General features: G+C 70.0%; 15 protein-coding genes. 13 read left to right on the plus strand and 2 right to left on the minus strand.

The genetic code is table 11. The features are described 5' to 3' along the window. The first annotated feature begins 109 nt into the window (after positions 1-109). Both WAT24_RS15620 and WAT24_RS15625 read left to right on the plus strand, forming a co-directional pair. Positions 110-322: a SlyX family protein gene (locus WAT24_RS15620; protein ID WP_336808827.1), complete on the plus strand. Its 213-nt coding sequence runs from the start codon at positions 110-112 to the stop codon at positions 320-322. Between the two features lie 20 nt (positions 323-342). Continuing rightward, complete coding sequence (locus tag WAT24_RS15625; RefSeq protein WP_336808828.1) at positions 343-888, plus strand: DUF2058 domain-containing protein; 546 nt, start codon at positions 343-345, stop codon at positions 886-888. A 102-nt stretch (positions 889-990) separates the two neighbouring features. On the opposite strand, the gene WAT24_RS15630 is transcribed toward WAT24_RS15625, so the two are convergent. Further along, positions 991-3,078, minus strand: coding sequence for a 3-hydroxyacyl-CoA dehydrogenase NAD-binding domain-containing protein (locus WAT24_RS15630; RefSeq protein WP_336808829.1), 2,088 nt, complete (start codon positions 3,076-3,078; stop codon positions 991-993). A 150-nt stretch (positions 3,079-3,228) separates the two neighbouring features. Here WAT24_RS15630 and WAT24_RS15635 point away from each other — a divergent pair, with 150 nt between their 5' ends. From WAT24_RS15635 to recO, 11 genes are all read left to right on the plus strand, one after another. Continuing rightward, complete coding sequence (locus tag WAT24_RS15635; RefSeq protein ID WP_336808830.1) at positions 3,229-3,726, plus strand: hypothetical protein; 498 nt, start codon at positions 3,229-3,231, stop codon at positions 3,724-3,726. Between the two features lie 11 nt (positions 3,727-3,737). After that, positions 3,738-6,278: a putative bifunctional diguanylate cyclase/phosphodiesterase gene (locus WAT24_RS15640; RefSeq protein WP_336808831.1), complete on the plus strand. Its 2,541-nt coding sequence runs from the start codon at positions 3,738-3,740 to the stop codon at positions 6,276-6,278. A 198-nt stretch (positions 6,279-6,476) separates the two neighbouring features. Then, a complete protein-coding gene (gene rpoE, locus WAT24_RS15645; RefSeq protein WP_336808832.1) occupies positions 6,477-7,073 on the plus strand; it encodes an RNA polymerase sigma factor RpoE in 597 nt (198 codons plus the stop codon). Next, positions 7,070-7,711, plus strand: coding sequence for a sigma-E factor negative regulatory protein (locus WAT24_RS15650; RefSeq protein WP_336808833.1), 642 nt, complete (start codon positions 7,070-7,072; stop codon positions 7,709-7,711). Before rpoE ends, WAT24_RS15650 begins: the two co-directional genes overlap by 4 nt. A gap of 113 nt (positions 7,712-7,824) precedes the next feature. Further along, entirely contained in the window at positions 7,825-9,315 is a 1,491-nt protein-coding gene (locus WAT24_RS15655) for a DegQ family serine endoprotease (RefSeq protein ID WP_336808834.1), read from the plus strand. Positions 9,316-9,536: 221 nt separating this feature from the next. Beyond that, positions 9,537-11,327, plus strand: a complete 1,791-nt coding sequence (gene lepA / locus WAT24_RS15660; protein ID WP_336808835.1) for a translation elongation factor 4 — start codon at positions 9,537-9,539, stop codon at positions 11,325-11,327. A 104-nt stretch (positions 11,328-11,431) separates the two neighbouring features. Then, on the plus strand, positions 11,432-12,349 hold the full coding sequence (lepB, locus tag WAT24_RS15665; protein WP_336808836.1) for a signal peptidase I: 918 nt from the start codon (positions 11,432-11,434) through the stop codon (positions 12,347-12,349). Positions 12,350-12,436: 87 nt separating this feature from the next. Continuing rightward, on the plus strand, positions 12,437-12,814 hold the full coding sequence (locus tag WAT24_RS15670) for a DUF4845 domain-containing protein (protein WP_336808837.1): 378 nt from the start codon (positions 12,437-12,439) through the stop codon (positions 12,812-12,814). Between the two features lie 5 nt (positions 12,815-12,819). After that, positions 12,820-13,479 (plus strand): ribonuclease III, encoded by a 660-nt coding sequence (gene rnc, locus WAT24_RS15675; protein WP_336808838.1) that lies wholly within the window; start codon positions 12,820-12,822, stop codon positions 13,477-13,479. Between the two features lie 78 nt (positions 13,480-13,557). Then, positions 13,558-14,493 (plus strand): GTPase Era, encoded by a 936-nt coding sequence (gene era, locus WAT24_RS15680; protein ID WP_336808839.1) that lies wholly within the window; start codon positions 13,558-13,560, stop codon positions 14,491-14,493. A 98-nt stretch (positions 14,494-14,591) separates the two neighbouring features. After that, the gene (gene recO / locus WAT24_RS15685; protein WP_336808840.1) at positions 14,592-15,302 is read left to right on the plus strand and encodes a DNA repair protein RecO; all 711 of its coding nucleotides are present in this window, start codon (positions 14,592-14,594) and stop codon (positions 15,300-15,302) included. 10 nt (positions 15,303-15,312) lie between these two features. Here recO and WAT24_RS15690 read toward each other — a convergent pair whose 3' ends face one another. Then, positions 15,313-16,056: a response regulator gene (locus WAT24_RS15690; protein WP_336808841.1), complete on the minus strand. Its 744-nt coding sequence runs from the start codon at positions 16,054-16,056 to the stop codon at positions 15,313-15,315. Positions 16,057-16,097: the final 41 nt, after the last annotated feature.

A 16,097-nucleotide genomic window follows, 5' to 3' on the forward strand; every position in this document is an offset into this window, starting at 1 on the left:
AAGGAGCCGGCGATCTTCGACGGGCGCAACCTGTACGACCCGGCGCAGGTGGAGGACGCCGGCCTGGCCTATTACGGCATCGGACGGGGGCGGTCGCTGAGGGGGGCGCATGGCTGACCTGGAGCGACGCCTGGAGGAACTCGAGGTACGCCTCACCTTCATCGACGATACGGTGGCGGCGCTGGCCGCTGCCGATGCCGAGCAGGCGATGCGGCTGGTCGCGCTGGAGCGCGTGCTGCACGACCTGCGTGCCGAACTGGCGTCGCTGCGCACGGCGCAGGGCAGCGATCCACACAGCGAACCGCCACCACCCCACTACTGAACCGAATCCGGATTCCGGTCATGGCCGATTCTCTCCGTGATCAGCTGCTCAAGAGCGGCATCGTCAAGCAGGTGCGCGAGGAGCAGCGCGCGAAAGTTCCCAAGGACGCCCGCCCGCCGCAGGGCAAGGGCAAACCGCGTCCGCCGCAGGGGCGGCGCGACGAGGAGATAGATCTGGCCAGGGCCTATGCCATCCGCGCGCAGGCCGAGGCGGCCGAACGCAAGCGCGCGGAGCAGGCGGCCGCCGAACAGGCGCGCCTGAAGCGCGAACGCAAGGCCAGGATCCAGAAGCTGCTGGAAGGCCAGGTGCTCAACAAGGCCGAGGCCGATCAGGTGCGTCATTTCGAGTACGGCGGCAAGATCCGCCGCGTGCACGTCGATGCCGAGCAGCTGGCCGCGCTCAACGAGGGGCGGCTGGGCATCGTGCAGCAGAACGGGCGTTATCTGGTGGTGAGCCAGGCCATCGCCGAGCAGGTTCGTGCCATCGACCCGCAGCAGCTGGCCCTGCTGGTCGACCCGAACGAGGCAACCGACGACGACGGCGTGCCCGACGACCTGATGTGGTGACCGGCACCGAGCGTCGATCCGTCCGGTCGTCGTCTGGTCCATCGCCCAAGCGAGGCGGGGCACGTGCCGCCTCCCCGGATGTCTGGCGTCGCCGGCCTCCTGTCAGAAGGCGGACCGCGGTGCGGACGGGCTCGCGGTGGTGACCGGCCCCAGTGCCGGCGACTCCCACCCCTGCTTGGGCAGGAACCGCTCGCCGTAGCGCTGCGCCAGCTGCTCCAGGCGCGCACGCAGGGTCGCGGCGCCCTCGCTGCGGACGTACTGGATCGGGCCGCCGCGAAACGGCGCGAAGCCGGTGCCGAAGATCACGCCTGCGTCGAGCAGGTCCGCGTCATCCACCACGCCATCGGCCAGGCAGGCCACCGCCTCGTTGACCATGGGCAGGATCATGCGGTCGCGGATGTCCGGTGGCGGCGTGTAGTCCGGGTCCACCTCCGGCTTGACCGGCTTGCCCTCCTGCCAGACGTACAGGCCCTGGCCGTCCTTCTTGCCGCGCTTGCCGGCCTGCAGCCTGTCCTCGATGCCGGGCGGCAGTTCCAGCCCCAGGAAAGGCGCCAACTCCTTGCCCACCGAGGCGCACACGTCCAGGCCCACGGTATCGGCCAGCTCGATCGGGCCCATCGGCATGCCGAAGGCCTTCGCTTCGCGGTCCATCACCGGACCGGGCACCCCTTCGCTGTAGAGACGCAGCGCCTCCAGCAGGTAGGGCATCAGGATGCGGTTGACCAGAAAGCCCGGGGTCCCCTTGACCGCCACCGGCACCTTGCCCAGCGCCTTGCAGAAGGCCAGCGCGCGCTTCTCGATCGTCGGGTCGAGCCGGTCGTGGCGCACCACCTCCACCAGCGGCATCTGCGCCACCGGATTGAAGAAGTGCAGACCGAGAAAGCGCTGCGGCGCGGCCAGCCCCTGGCGCAGCTCGTCCAGCGGGATGCTGGAGGTGTTGGTGGCGAGGATCTCCTGCGCCTTGAACTGGGGCTCGATCCGGGCGTACAGCTCGCGCTTGGCGTCCGTGTTCTCGTAGATCGCCTCGATCACCAGATCCGCGGTGGCGGCGCCAGCACCCTCGACGTCGGCGCGCAGGCGTGCCATGGCGGCGTCGACCTTGTCGGCACCCTTGAGCTTCTTCTCGTAGAAGCCGCGCGCGCGATCGAGCGCGGGCTGCACGAACTTCATCTCGCGGTCCTGCAAGGTCACCTCGTAGCCCTTGTAGGCCGCCCAGGCGGCAATGTCGCCGCCCATCACCCCCGCGCCGACGACGTGCACGCGACGGATGCCGGAGTCGACGCCGCCGCCGGCGCCCTTGAGCCGCTCCTGCAGCAGGAACACGCGGATCAGGTTGTGCGCGGTAGGCGTCTGCGCGAGCTTCGCCACCGAGCGCGCCTCCAGCTTGAGCCGTTGCTGGATGCCGGCGCCACCGCGCTGCCACACGTCGATCAGCGCGAACGGGGCGGGGTAGTGCTCCTTGCGCACCTTGGCGGCGGTCTGCTTGACCACCATCGGCGCGAGGATCTGCCGCACCGGCCACCAGTTGGTGGCCCAGGCCTTGGCGCGCTGGGCGAACGGGCGGACATGCGGGCGGCGCAGCAGGGCGCGGGCCTCGGCCAGCAGTTCGTCCGCCGGGGCGAGCCGGTCGACCACGCCCAGCGCCAGCGCGCGCCGGGCCGAGAGCGGCTTGCCGGTGAGCATGACCGGCAGCGCGTCGGTCGCGCCGATCAGCCGCGGCAGGCGGGCTGTACCGCCCCAGCCGGGGTGGATGCCGAGCATCACCTCGGGCAGGCCGATCCGGGTGTTCTCGTCGTCCACCGCGATGCGTTGGCGGCAGGCGAGGATCAGTTCGGTGCCACCGCCCAGGCAGGTGCCGTGCACGGCGGCCACGGTCGGGCAGGGCAGCCGGGCCAGCGCTTCGAACACCTGCTGGCCGTGGCGGATGTTCTCCAGCACGCTGTCCTGCTCGGCGTAGCGAACGAACTCCTTGATGTCGGCGCCGACGGCGAAGCCCGCCGCCTTGCCGGAATGGACGATGACGCCGGCCGGCTTCTCGATCGCCAGCCGCTCGACGATCTGCGCCAGTTCGTCCAGCACGGCCCGTGAAATCGCGTTGACGTGGCTGTCGGCGCGGTCGAGCGTCAGGGTGACGATGCCGCCGTCTTCCACGCGCGTCGTCCAGTGATTGAAGCGCAGTCCTTCGAACATGGCGTCGGGAGCTGTGGCCGGGGAGCCCCGAAACATACCGCTGCGTGCGGATGAATGCGAGTTGAGGCAACGCAGCGGGATCCGGGCGACTTGCCGGAACAGTGACTTGGCGCTATTGCGCTCGGCCCGGGAGTGCGTAACGTACGCCCGATGAACCCGCTGCTGTCCACCGCCCCGCCGCCGCCCGGCACCGACATCTTCGAGCGCATCCTGGCCGCTCCGGCCGGGCTGATCCTGCTCGAGGGCTGCGACAGCCAGGCCTTGATCGGCCAGTTCCGCGCCATCGTGCGGCACAGCGGCCAGGCGGTCTACCTGTGGCAGCCGGACCTGGGCCTGGGCAACCTGGTCGACGCGCACGCCCGCGTGCCTGGCAGCCAGCGGCTGGGCGCGGCCCTGCGTTACATGCAGCAGAGCATGCATTTCGGGGTGTACCTGCTGATGGGGCTGGAGCCGCCGCTGTCGGCGATGGACAGCACCCTGCTGCGTCAGCTCGCCAAACCGCCGACCGGGCACGTGCGCCGGGTGGTCCTGCTGGATGCCTCGCCCGCGCTGGTCGATCACCTGGGCGATATCGCCTTTCGCATGAAAGGCCGGCCGGACACGGCCGCGCGGCCGCGCCTGCGCGATGGCCGGTGGCTCACAGCCTAGCGGGAGGTCCGATGAGCACCGGCATCCTGGTGGTGGCGGCCCAGCGCGAGCTGCGCCGCAATGTCTTCGACGCCCTCGACGGCGAGGGACACTCGCCCATCCACACGGCGCGCGGTGTCCCGCACGCCGAACTGCTGCTGGACGGCCGCCCGCCGCTGGCGCTGGTGGTCGTGGTGCTCGAGGGCGATGCGTCCGAGGCGCGGGGCCATTGCGAGCAGCTGCGGCGCATTCCCGCCTGCGCCGAGGCGCCGATGATCGTGGTGCTGGCCGATGGGGCGACGGTCAAGCCCGCGCAGTTGCCGCCCGGCGTGTCGGACTGGCTGTACGCCTCCCAGGTCGGGGCGGAACTGGTCGCGCGCTGGCGGCGGGCCAGCCCGCCGGCGGCGCTGCCGGTACAGCCGGCGCCGGACCAGTACCGCTTCGCGTTCGACGAGGACGGGAGCGAATGGCTGGTGGTCGACCCGCAGACCGAGCAGGTGCTCGAGACCAGCCCGGCAGTGGCCCTGCACAGCCAGCTCGCCGCCGGGCAGATGGTCGGTCGCAGCCTGCACGAACTGATCGCGTTCGAGGGCGTCGCCGCCGAGCACGTGCTGCAGCAGGCGGACCGCCGCTGGCATGCCTGCCAGCGACGCTCCAACCGCGGCGCCGATACCGGCCAGGCCAGCGCCCGACGGATCCGCTACGGCGGCGGGGAGGCGGTTGCGTTGATGTTCCGCAGCGACCGCGCGGACGTGCGCGCCGAGGCGGCGCTGAGCCTGCTGTCGCGCATGTTCGCCCCGGCCAGCGGCGTGGACACGCAGAAGGTCGCGGCACGCCTGCTGGTCGACGAACTGGGCCTGGACTACCTGGCGCTGTGGGCGGCGCGGCCGGAGGATCGCAACAGCACGCCGGCCCTGCTCATGCAGTTGTGGCGCGGCGACAGCCAGCCGTGGCCGGCGCCGGACAAGCAGCTCGCGCTGCGCCAGGTGCTGGGCGGCAAGGCGCTGCTGCACCCGTCCGAGGCGCGGCGCCTGGCCAAGGGCGATCCGCTGGTGGAACTGCTGGGCCTGTCCGGCTTCGCCGGCTTTCCGCTGCACGACGAGCGGCGCACGGTGCTGGGTGCGCTGCTCGTCGGCAGCCGCCGGCCGTTCGGCGAAATGACCCTGGTCGAACCGGTGCTGCGCTGCGCCGCCGCGCGCTTCGCGCACGCGCTGGAACTGCGCCTGACGCGCGAGCAGGGCCGCGCCGAGGGGCTGATCGACGCCCTCACCGGCCTGCCCAACCGGCTGCTGTTCAATGATCGCCTGGACACCATCATCCGCGAGGCGCACCGCACCGGCGAGACTTTCGCCGTGCTGTTCGTCGATCTGGACCGCTTCAAGGACATCAACGACTCCCTCGGCCATGCCGCCGGCGACCAGGTGCTGAAGACGGTCACCCACCGCCTGTGCAGCAGCGTGCGCGCCTCCGACACGGTGGCGCGCTACGCCGGCGACGAGTTCGTGGTGGTGCTGCGCCACATCATCAAGAGCGACGACGTGCTGCGCGTCGCCGAGAAGATCGTGCAGGTGATGGAAGCACCGCTCAAGCTCGGCGGCGACGCCGCGCCGCTCAAGGTCACCGCCTCGATCGGCGTCAGCTTCTTTCCGGACGACGCGTCCGATGCCGAGACGCTGCTCAAGCACGCGGACGAGGCCATGTATGCCGCCAAGCGGCAGGGTCGGAACAACTTCCAGATCTACCAGATCAGCCCGGAACGCGCGCAGCAGCACGATGTGCTGCTCAAGAGCCGCCTGCGCCATGCCGAGGGCAACGGCGAGCTGCGGGTGTTCTACCAGCCGCAGGTGGACGCGGCCAGCGAGGACATCGTGGGCATGGAGGCGCTGGTGCGCTGGGAGCACCCGGAGCTGGGCCAGATCAGCCCCGGCGTGTTCATCCCGCTGGCCGAGGAGAGCGGCCTGATCGTCTCGATCGGCGCATGGGTGATGCGCACAGCCTGCCGCCAGGCGCGCGAGTGGGAGGACAAGTACGGCCTGGGACTGCGCCTGGGCGTGAACCTCTCGGCCGTGCAGCTGATGGAACCGGACCTGCTCGACACGGTCGCGGGCGTGCTGCGGGAAACCGGCCTCAACCCGCGCCAGCTGGAGCTGGAAGTCACCGAGAGCATCAGCATCAAGGCGGTGCCCAACCTGGTGGAGAACCTGCACGGCCTGCACCGGCTTGGCTGCCGCATCGCCATCGACGACTTTGGCACCGGCGCCGCGTCCCTGGACTACCTGCGCAAACTGCCGGCCGACCGTATCAAGATCGACCAGAGCTTCGTGCGCAACATCGGCATCGACCCGGACGACGAGGCGATCGTGCGCGCCACCATCGAGATGGCCCACCGTCTCAAGCGAGCGGTGATCGCCGAGGGCGTGGAGATCGAGCAGCACCTGGCGTTCCTGCGCGCCAACCACTGCGACGAACTGCAGGGTTACCTATTCTGCCGTCCGCTGCCGCACGCGAGCTTCGACCGCCTGCTGGCCGAGCGCCAGCGCCTGCTGACCGAACCGCAGGCGAACGTGGCTTGAGCGGAACCGGCCAGCCCCCATAACCTCGGCATGGGGGTGCAGACCGGGTCCGGGCCGCGACACGCGGCAAGCGGGACCTTGCGCCCGGATCCTCTGTGTGACCTCCGGGTGAACTTGCGTCACCGCCGCTTGTCTGAGGGCGGCGCGTTACCATCCGGCTGGCGCCCCCTCAAGCGGTTACGAAAGGAGACGGCCCGGATGGGCGAAAACGAACTGGATAGCGCCCTGGTCGAGCGTGTCCAAAAGGGCGACCGGCGCGCCTTCGACCTGCTGGTGCGCAAGTACCAGCACAAGGTGGTCGGGCTGATCTCCCGCTACGTCAACAACTACGCCGAATGCGAGGACGTGGCGCAGGAGGCGTTCGTGCGCGCCTGGCGGGCGATCGGCTCGTTCCGCGGCGACAGCGCCTTCTACACCTGGATGTACAAGATCGCGGTCAATACCGCCAAGAACCACCTGGTGGCGATGGGGCGGCGCCCGCCGACCGACGACATCGCCGCCGAGGACGCGGTGTTCCTCACCGGCACCGAGCGCATGCAGGAGGGCGCCACGCCCGAGCGCGAGCTGTTGCGGCAGGAAATTGAACAAACCGTCTTCCGCACTGTCCAAGCGCTGCCAGAGGAGCTCCGCACCGCCATCACGTTGCGCGAGGTGGACGGGTTGAGCTACGAGGAAATCGCCGAGGCGATGGGGTGTCCCATCGGCACCGTGCGTTCGCGGATCTTCCGTGCGCGCGAGGCGATCGATCAGCAACTGCGGCCGCTGCTCTCCGACCGCGAGGATTTTTCGACATGACCCAAGCCCATCGTGAACACCTGTCCGCCGGCATCGACGGCGAGCTCGCCCGGGAGGAACTGCGCTTCCTGCTGCGCCGGTTCGAGCACGACGCTGAACTGCGCGGGGCCTGGGCGCGCTATCACATGGCGCGCGACGGCCTGCGCCGCCAGTTGCCCGCGGTGGCTTCCGGCGGGTTCGCGACGCGGGTGGAGCAGGCGATCGCGCGGGAGCAGCAGACCGGCGCCGGGCGGCGTGTCCCGCACTGGCTGCGCTGGTCCACCGGCGGTGCGATCGCCGCGGGCGTGGCGGTCGCCGCGCTGATGATCGCGCGGCCCGCCGGCGAGGGCGAGCACGCGCCGGCCGACCTGACGGCCCAGGCGGTGCAGTCCACGGCCACGGCACCGCTCGCACAACCGGCCGCACCGGCCGCGGTGCCGCCCTGGCTCAGCGCCGACACCGCTTCGCAGTACAGCCAGCAGGCTGCCGCCACCCTGGGCGAGAGCTACGGTACGGCGGCGATGCGGCCCTATGCGCGCAGCCTTTCCCCTTATCGCCTGCAGTCGGTGCGCAGCCTGGACAACAGCGGCGGCTACCTGCTGCTGGTCGACCCGCAACAGGCCGTCCGCCCCCCGCGCCAGGCCGCCGGCGCCCAGTGATCCCGGTCCGCGTGTCCCGTACGCGGCCGTTCCTTTCCCCTCAGCGTCCGGCCGGCCCGCCTTGCGGGCCGCGCGCGGCCACGCCCGAAATCTCGACTGAAGGAGGAGTGCCCATGAACCGAATGCCCTTGCGCACCCTGGCCTGCTGCGTGCTGGTCGGCCTGGTCACCGCCGGCTGCGCCCAGGCGGAAGCGCCCGCCGCGCAGACCGACGCGCCTGCCGCCCAGTCGGCGCCCGCGCCGAACATGGCCGGCGCGAGCCTGCCGGACTTCACCGGCATCGTGCAGAGAAACGCGCCTGCCGTGGTGCACGTGGAGGCCAAGTACAACGGTCGCCGCCGCGAGCCGCGCATGCAGGCCGGGATGCCGGACGACCCGCAGCTGGAGTTCTTCCGTCGCTTCTTCGGCATGCCGATGATGCCCTCGCCGGAGGAGCAGGAGCACACCTCGCTGGGCTCCGGCTTCGTCATCTCCAGCGACGGCTACATCCTCACCAACAACCACGTGGTCGAGGGAGCCGACGCCGTGACCGTGCGCCTGCAGGACCGTCGCACGCTCACCGCCAAGGTGGTCGGCACCGACCCCAACTACGACATCGCGCTGCTCAAGGTCGATGCCAAGGGCCTGCCGTCGGTGACCATCGGCGACTCGCGCGCGCTCAAGCCGGGCCAGTGGGTGCTGGCGATCGGCTCGCCGTTCGGCCTGGACTACACGGTGACGCAAGGCATCGTCAGCGCCGTGGGCCGCAACCTGGGCAGCGGCGACCAGCCATATACCTCGTTCATCCAGACCGACGTGCCGATCAACCGCGGCAATTCCGGCGGCCCGCTGTTCAATCTGCAGGGCCAGGTGGTCGGCATCAACTCGCAGATCTATTCCAACACCGGCGGCTACCTCGGCGTGGCGTTCTCGATCCCGATCGACGTGGCGATGAATGCGGTCAAGCAGATCAAGGACCACGGCTACGTCACCCGTGGCCAGCTGGGGGTGCAGGTGCGCGGCGTGGATTCGGACATCGCCAAGGCGCTCAAGCTCGACAATGCGCAGGGCGCGATCGTGGCCGACGTCACTGACGGCAGCGGCGCAGCCAGGGCCGGCATCCAGCCCGGCGACGTGATCCTCGGCTACAACGGCCAGCCGATCCGTGACGCGGCCGACCTGCCGCCCCTGGTCGGCATGACCAAGCCGGGCACCCGGGTGCCGGTGGAGATCCTGCGTGACGGCAAGAAGCAGACCCTGCAGGTGACCATCGGCGAGATGCCGCACGGCAAGGCCGGTGCCACTGGCGGCGACCATCCCGCGGCGAGCTCCGGCTCGGCCGCCCTCGGCCTGAGCGTGCGCGACCTGGACGAGGATGCCCGCCAGCAACTGGATCTGCCCAAGGGCGAGGGTGTGGTGATCGCCGACATCACCGGCCCGGTGGCTGCGCGCGCGGGTCTGCAGCCGGGCGACGTGATCCTGCGGGTGAACCAGCAGAAGGTGGGCAGCGCGGCGGCCTTCCGCGCGGCGACCCGCGACGTCAAGCCGGGTGACACCATCCTCCTGCTGGTCCGCCGCGACGACGTCACCAACTTCGTGACGCTGACCGTGCCCTCGGACAAGTAGGCGGTGCGACCGCCTTCGGGAGGAAGGCAACCGGCCGGCGGGTGGATGCGCCCGCCGGCCGGGGCGTTCCGGCCCTCGGCAAGGGGAGCGGCGCGGTTCGGAGGTTTCGCGCCGCTGCCGCACGGTCATTCCATGCGACAATACCGGGTTCGTATCGCCATCCCGGTGATACGCTGCCTGCACGGCTCGCGCAGGCACGAAAGGCCTACCCAGCGTATTCCATGGAACTGATCCGCAACTTCTCCATCATCGCCCACATCGACCACGGCAAGTCGACGCTCGCCGACCGCATCATCCAGATCTGCGGCGGCCTGACCGAACGCGAGATGGAAGCGCAGGTGCTCGACAACAACCCGATCGAGCGCGAGCGTGGCATCACCATCAAGGCGCAGTCCGTCTCGCTGCCGTACAAGGCGCGCGACGGCAAGACCTACCAGCTCAACTTCATCGACACGCCCGGCCACGTGGACTTCTCCTACGAGGTGTCCCGTTCGCTGGCCGCGTGCGAGGGCGCGCTGCTGGTGGTGGACGCCGCCCAGGGCGTGGAGGCGCAGTCGGTCGCCAACTGCTACACCGCGGTGGAGCAGGGCCTGGAAGTGGTGCCGGTGCTGAACAAGATCGACCTGCCCACCGCCGACCCCGAGAAGGTCAAGGGCGAGATCGAGGCGGTGATCGGCATCGACGCCGACGACGCGGTCGCGGTCAGCGCCAAGACCGGCCAGAACGTGGTCGAGGTGCTGGAGGCGATCGTCGCCCGCATCCCGCCGCCCAGGCCGCGCGACACCGATCGCCTGCAGGCGCTGATCATCGACTCCTGGTTCGACAACTACCTGGGCGTGGTCTCGCTGGTGCGCGTGATGCAAGGCGAGATCCGGCCCGGCGACAAGCTGCTGGTGATGTCGACCGGCCGTGCGCACGAGGTGAGCGAGCTGGGCGTGTTCACGCCCAAGCGCAAGAAGCTGGGCAAGCTTTCCGCGGGCGAGGTGGGCTGGATCACGGCGGCGATCAAGGACGTGCACGGCGCCCCGGTAGGCGACACGCTGACCCACGCCGGCAAGCCGGCCGACAAGCCCCTGCCCGGCTTCCAGACCATGCAGCCGCGCGTGTTCGCCGGCCTGTTCCCGGTCTCGGCCGACGATTACCCCGCGCTGCGCGAGGCGCTGGACAAGCTGCGCCTCAACGACGCGGCGCTGTTCTTCGAGCCGGAGTCCTCCGAGGCGATGGGCTTCGGATTCCGCTGCGGCTTCCTCGGCATGTTGCACATGGAGATCGTGCAGGAGCGCCTGGAGCGCGAGTACGACCTGGACCTGATCACCACCGCGCCCACCGTGGTGTACGAGGTGCTCAAGACCGACGGCACGGTGCTCGCGCTGGACAACCCTGCGAAACTGCCGCCGGTGCCGCAGATCGCGGAGATTCGCGAGCCCATCATCGTGGCCAACATCCTCACCCCGCCGGACTACATCGGCAACATCATCACCCTGTGCGAGGAAAAGCGCGGCGTGCAGCGTTCCATCCAGTACCTGGCCACGCAGGTGCAGATCAGCTACGAGATGCCGCTGGCCGAGGTCGTGCTGGACTTCTTCGACCGACTCAAGTCGGTCTCGCGCGGCTACGCCTCGATGGACTATCACCACGAGCGCTTCGAGGCCGGCCCCTTCGTGCGCGTGGACGTGCTGATCAACGGCGACCGCGTGGATGCGCTCAGCCTGATCGTGCATCGCAGCCACGCCGACCGGCGCGGGCGCGAACTGGTCGAGCGGATGAAGGACCTGATCCCGCGCCAGCAGTTCGACGTGGCGATCCAGGCGGCGATCGGCGCGCAGATCATCGCCCGCTCCACGGTCAAGGCCTTGCGCAAGAACGTGCTCGCCAAGTGCTACGGCGGCGACGTCAGCCGCAAGAAGAAGCTCCTGGAGAAGCAGAAGGAAGGCAAGAAGCGCATGAAGCAGGTCGGTCGCGTCGAGATCCCGCAGGAGGCCTTCCTGGCGGTGCTGAAAGTGGATAAATAGTGCTGCGGGGAACGCAGGACGGGAAACGGGGAACGATCGGGCCACGGCCCGACTCGCGTGCCCGGTTTCCCGTTCGCTGTTCCCCGCTCCGATAGGAGCCCCACATGGAATTCGATTTCTCCGCCATCCTGCTTGGCCTCACCGTGCTGTTCGGCGTGGTGTGGGGCCTGGATCGGCTGCTGTTCTACACCAAGCGCAAGGCCCGCCTGGACGCGGCCGGCGAGGAATACCGGGATCCGGCACCGGTCGACTGGGCGCGATCGCTGTTTCCGGTGGTGCTGGTGGTGCTGGTACTGCGCTCGTTCGTGGCCGAGCCGTTCCGCATTCCCTCCGGCTCGATGATGCCGACGCTGGACGTGGGCGACTTCATCCTGGTCAACAAGTTCGCCTACGGCCTGCGCATGCCCGCGTTCAACACCAAGTTCGTGAGCCTGGGCGAGCCCAAGCGCGGCGACGTGGTGGTGTTCCGCTTTCCCGGCTACCTGTGCGAGGACGAGAACGGCACGATGGTGCGCAGCGGCGACATCAGCTGCGCCGATCCGCACGCCCCGGTGCCCAACCAGAACTGGATCAAGCGCGTGATCGGCGTGCCGGGCGACACCATCGAATCGCACGGCGACGAGCTGCTGATCAACGGCAAGCCGGTGGCAGCGGACCTGATCGGTCCCTACCAGGGCAATGCCAAGCGGGACGAGTCGCGCCTGATGATGGACTACCAGGCTACCGTCTGGACCGAGCATCTGCCGCGGTCCGACGGCAAGGGCACCATCGACCACATGATCGCCCGCATGCCGGCGTATTCGATGCCGTTCCCGCTGCCCAACGACAAGGTGCCGTCGAAGGTGCCGCCCGGCTGCTACATCGTGATGGGCGACAACCGCTACAACAGCACCGACAGCCGCTGGTGGGGCTGCCTGCCGGAGCAGAACCTGGCCGGCAAGGCCTTCCTGATCTGGCTGAGCTGGAAGGGGCCCGGCGCGGGCTGGATCGACTTCTCGCGCATCGGCAGGATCATCCATTGAGGCGCAACGTGACGTGCGCCGCGGCGGCGCGCCAGAATTGCCGCATCATCAGACGAGGTAGCCGCGAGGCGGCATAGCGAGGGGACTATGAAGACCAAGCAAGCGGGCATCACCCTGATCGGGTTCCTGATCGTCCTGATCGTGGTGGGATTCTTCGGCTACATGGCCATGAAGCTGGTGCCGGCCTACGCCGAGTACATGGGCGTGACCAAGGCGATGAACCAGATCGCCACCAGCGGCGTGGACGGCAAGTCGCTGGACGAGATCCGCCGCGACCTGATGTTCAAGATGGGCTTCCAGTACGTCGACGACGCCACCGTCAAGCCCAAGGACATCACCATCGACCGCTCCAACGGCACGCGGCTGCGCGTCGCCTACGACAAGCAGGTGCCGTTCATCTACAACATCGACTTCCTGCTGCACTTCGACAAGAGTGTGCCGTTGCACGGAAACGTGTCGCTCTGATCCAGGTGAAGCTCGACTACCGTTTCAACGATCCCGCGCTGGCCGAGCTGGCGCTGACCCACCGCAGCGCGGGCCGGCCGAACAACGAGCGGCTGGAGTTCCTCGGTGACGCGTTGCTGGGCGCGATCGTCGGGGAGATGCTCTTCGAGGCGCATCCGCGCGCCAGCGAGGGCGAGCTGTCCCGCCTGCGCGCGCAGCTGGTCAACGGCCAGGCGCTGGCGTTGATCGCGAGGGAACTGGAGCTGGGGGATGGCCTCAGGCTCGGGCCCGGTGAACTCAAGAGCGGCGGTTTCCGCCGCGACTCCATCCTTGCCGACGCCTTCGAGGCGCTGGTCGCCGCGGTCTACCTCGACGGCGGCTTCCCCGTCTGCCGCGAAACCGTCCGCCGCCTGTTCGCGCAGCGCGTGGCCGACCTGCCCAAATCCTCCAAGGACGCCAAGACGCGGTTGCAGGAATGGCTGCAGGCGCACGGCCTGCCGCTGCCGGTCTACGAACTGGCCGGCAGCCACGGCGAGGACCACGCCAAGGTCTTCGAGGTGGCCTGCAGCATCGCCGAGCCGGCGCCGTTGCGCGCCGAGGCGAGCGGGCCGAGCCGCCGCGCCGCCGAACAGGAGGCCGCCGAGATCGTGCTCGGCCGCCTGCTCGAACCGCCGCCTTCCGACTGAGCCTCCGGCTTCACCTCCTGCCGCTGGCGCCCGGCGCGCCGCGGCGCCATGCTTGTCATCCGCATCCGGGCCGCATCGATGAACGACGAACTTCTCCCCGGCGACCCCGCCGTCCTGCCGCACGACGATTTCCGTTGCGGCGCGGTCGCGCTGGTCGGCCGCCCGAACGTGGGCAAATCGACCCTGCTCAATGCCCTGATCGGGTTTCGCCTGTCGATCGTCAGCCCGCGTCCGCAGACCACCCGCCACCGCATCCTCGGCATCGACACCAGCGAGGCGGGGCAGATCCTCTACGTGGATACGCCCGGCCTGCACCGGGGTGCCAAGCGCGCCATGAACCGCAGCCTCAACCGCGCCGCGCGCACCGCGATGGCGGAGGTCGACCTGGCCGTGCAACTGATCGAGGCCGGCCGCTGGACCGACGAGGACGAGGCGCTCTACGCCGCGCTGGTCGAGCAGAACGTGCCGCGCCTGCTGGCCATCAACAAGGTGGACCTGGCCAAGGACAAGGGTGCGCTGCTGCCGTTCGTGGCCGACCTGGCTGCCAGGCACGCGTTCGAGGAGATCCACTACGTCAGCGCCCTGAAGCAGAAGGGCCTGAAGGAACTGGAGCGCGCCATCCTCGCGCGCCTGCCGGTGCGCCCGCCGATGTACGGACCGGACGAGATCACCGACCGCAGCGAACGTTTCCTCGCCGCCGAGATGGTCCGCGAGCAGCTGATGCTGCGGCTCGACCAGGAGCTCCCCTACGCCACCACCGTGGAGGTCGAGCAGTTCAAGGACCGCGACGACGGTGTGGCCGAGATCCACGCCGTGATCTGGGTCGAGCGCGACGGCCAGAAAGCCATCGTGATCGGGCAGGGCGGCGCGCAGCTCAAGGCGATCGGCAGCGCCGCGCGCCGGCACATGGAGCGCATGTTCGAGCGCAAGGTGTTCCTCAAGCTGTGGGTCAAGGTGCGCGAGGGCTGGGTCGACGACGAGACGATGCTGAAGAAGCTCGGCTACACCGATTAGGGACCGCAGCCGGAGCGGGGCAGGCGCGGCGGGCGGTCACAGGCCTGTAAGCTGGCGGATGCCGCCTCGTTGCACCCTCGCGACCCCGTTCCGACCCCATGCTCATCGACCAGCAGCCTGCCTACGTCCTGCATGCGCGCCCCTACCGGGAAACCTCGCTGCTGCTCGAATGCCTGACCCGCGAGCACGGCCGGCTGGGCGTGGTGGCGCGCGGCGTGCGCCGCGAGCGGGCGCGGCTGCAGCGCGCGCAACTGGAGCCGTTCCAGCCGCTGGCGCTGGACCTGGCGCTGCGCGGCGAGCTGGCGACCCTGCGCGGCGCGGAGGCCGCCGGGGCTCCCTTGCGGCTGGCCGGCGACGCGGGCCTGGCGGGGCTCTACCTCAACGAACTGGTGGTCCGCCTGACCGGACGGCAGGACCCGCACCCGACCCTGTTCGACGCCTACGCGCGCACCCTGCCGCGGCTGGTCGAGGCCGCCACGCTGGGCTGGCAGCTGCGCCGGTTCGAGCGCGACCTGCTGGAGGCGATCGGCTACGGCCTGCAGCTCGAGGTCGAGGCGGACAGCGGCAAGCCGCTGGTGCCGGACGGCTGGTACCGCTACCAGATGGAATACGGCCCGGTAGCGTGCGCTGCGGGCGCCCCGCAGGCCATCCGCGGCAGCGACCTGCTCGCCCTGGCCGCCGATCGCCCGCCGGACGCGACGGGGCTCGCGGCCCTGCGCCGGCTGGTGCGCGAGGTGATCCGGTTCCACCTCGGCGGTGGCGAACTGCACGCATGGCGCGTGCTGGCGGCGGCGATGTCGCGCCGCTGAGGCACACCGGTCAGGCCGGCAGCACCTCGAGCGTCGCCAGCAGCGCCTGCCGGAAGCGCTCGATGGGACCGGCCAGTTGCGCCGGGTCCGCCCCCAGTTGCCGCTGCAGGCGCACCACCTGCGCCGAGAGCGCCGTGGCCCCGCAGAAACCGCACGAGGAGCGCAACCGGTGCAGCCGCTCGGCGAGGCGCGCGGGGTCGGCGGCAAGGACATCCAGTTCGCGGTAGAACAGCGCCAGCTCCTCGCGCAGCAGGCCGCGCAGCGCACGCACGGTGGCGGCATCGCCGCTGCCGGCCAGCGCGGCCGTGTCGTCCAGCAGCGGGGCGTGGCGGCCACTGCTGCGGGCAAGGGCGAGCAGCGGCTGCAGCGCCGCCAGGTCGCACGGCTTGAGCAGCGTCTCGCTGAACCCCGCGGCGAGCAGCTGCTGCCGGTCGGCCGCGGTGAACTCGGCGCTGGTCGCCACCGCCAGTGCGTCGGCCGAACGGGCCCGGGCATCCCCGCGCAGCGCGGCGAGCACCTCGCGGGCGCCGGCACCGGGCATGCGGCAGTCGAGCAGGAGCAGATCGAAGGTCTCGATGAAGGCCTGCGCCAGGGCAACCTGTCCGTCGGCGCATTCGCGCACGCGAAGGCCGAGTGCGCGCAACCCGTCGCCGAAGAAGCGCCGCGTCGCCGGATCGTCGTCCGCCACCAGCACGTAGGGCGGGAGGGCTGCGCCGGACGCGGGCGCGGCACGCAGCGGGGCGGATGCGGGCATGACGAAATCCATCTCGTTCAGCTGGGTTTGGCAAAATGATC

This window comes from Fulvimonas yonginensis (assembly GCF_037137055.1).
In the GTDB taxonomy this organism is placed as follows: Bacteria; Pseudomonadota; Gammaproteobacteria; order Xanthomonadales; family Rhodanobacteraceae; genus Frateuria_A; species Frateuria_A yonginensis.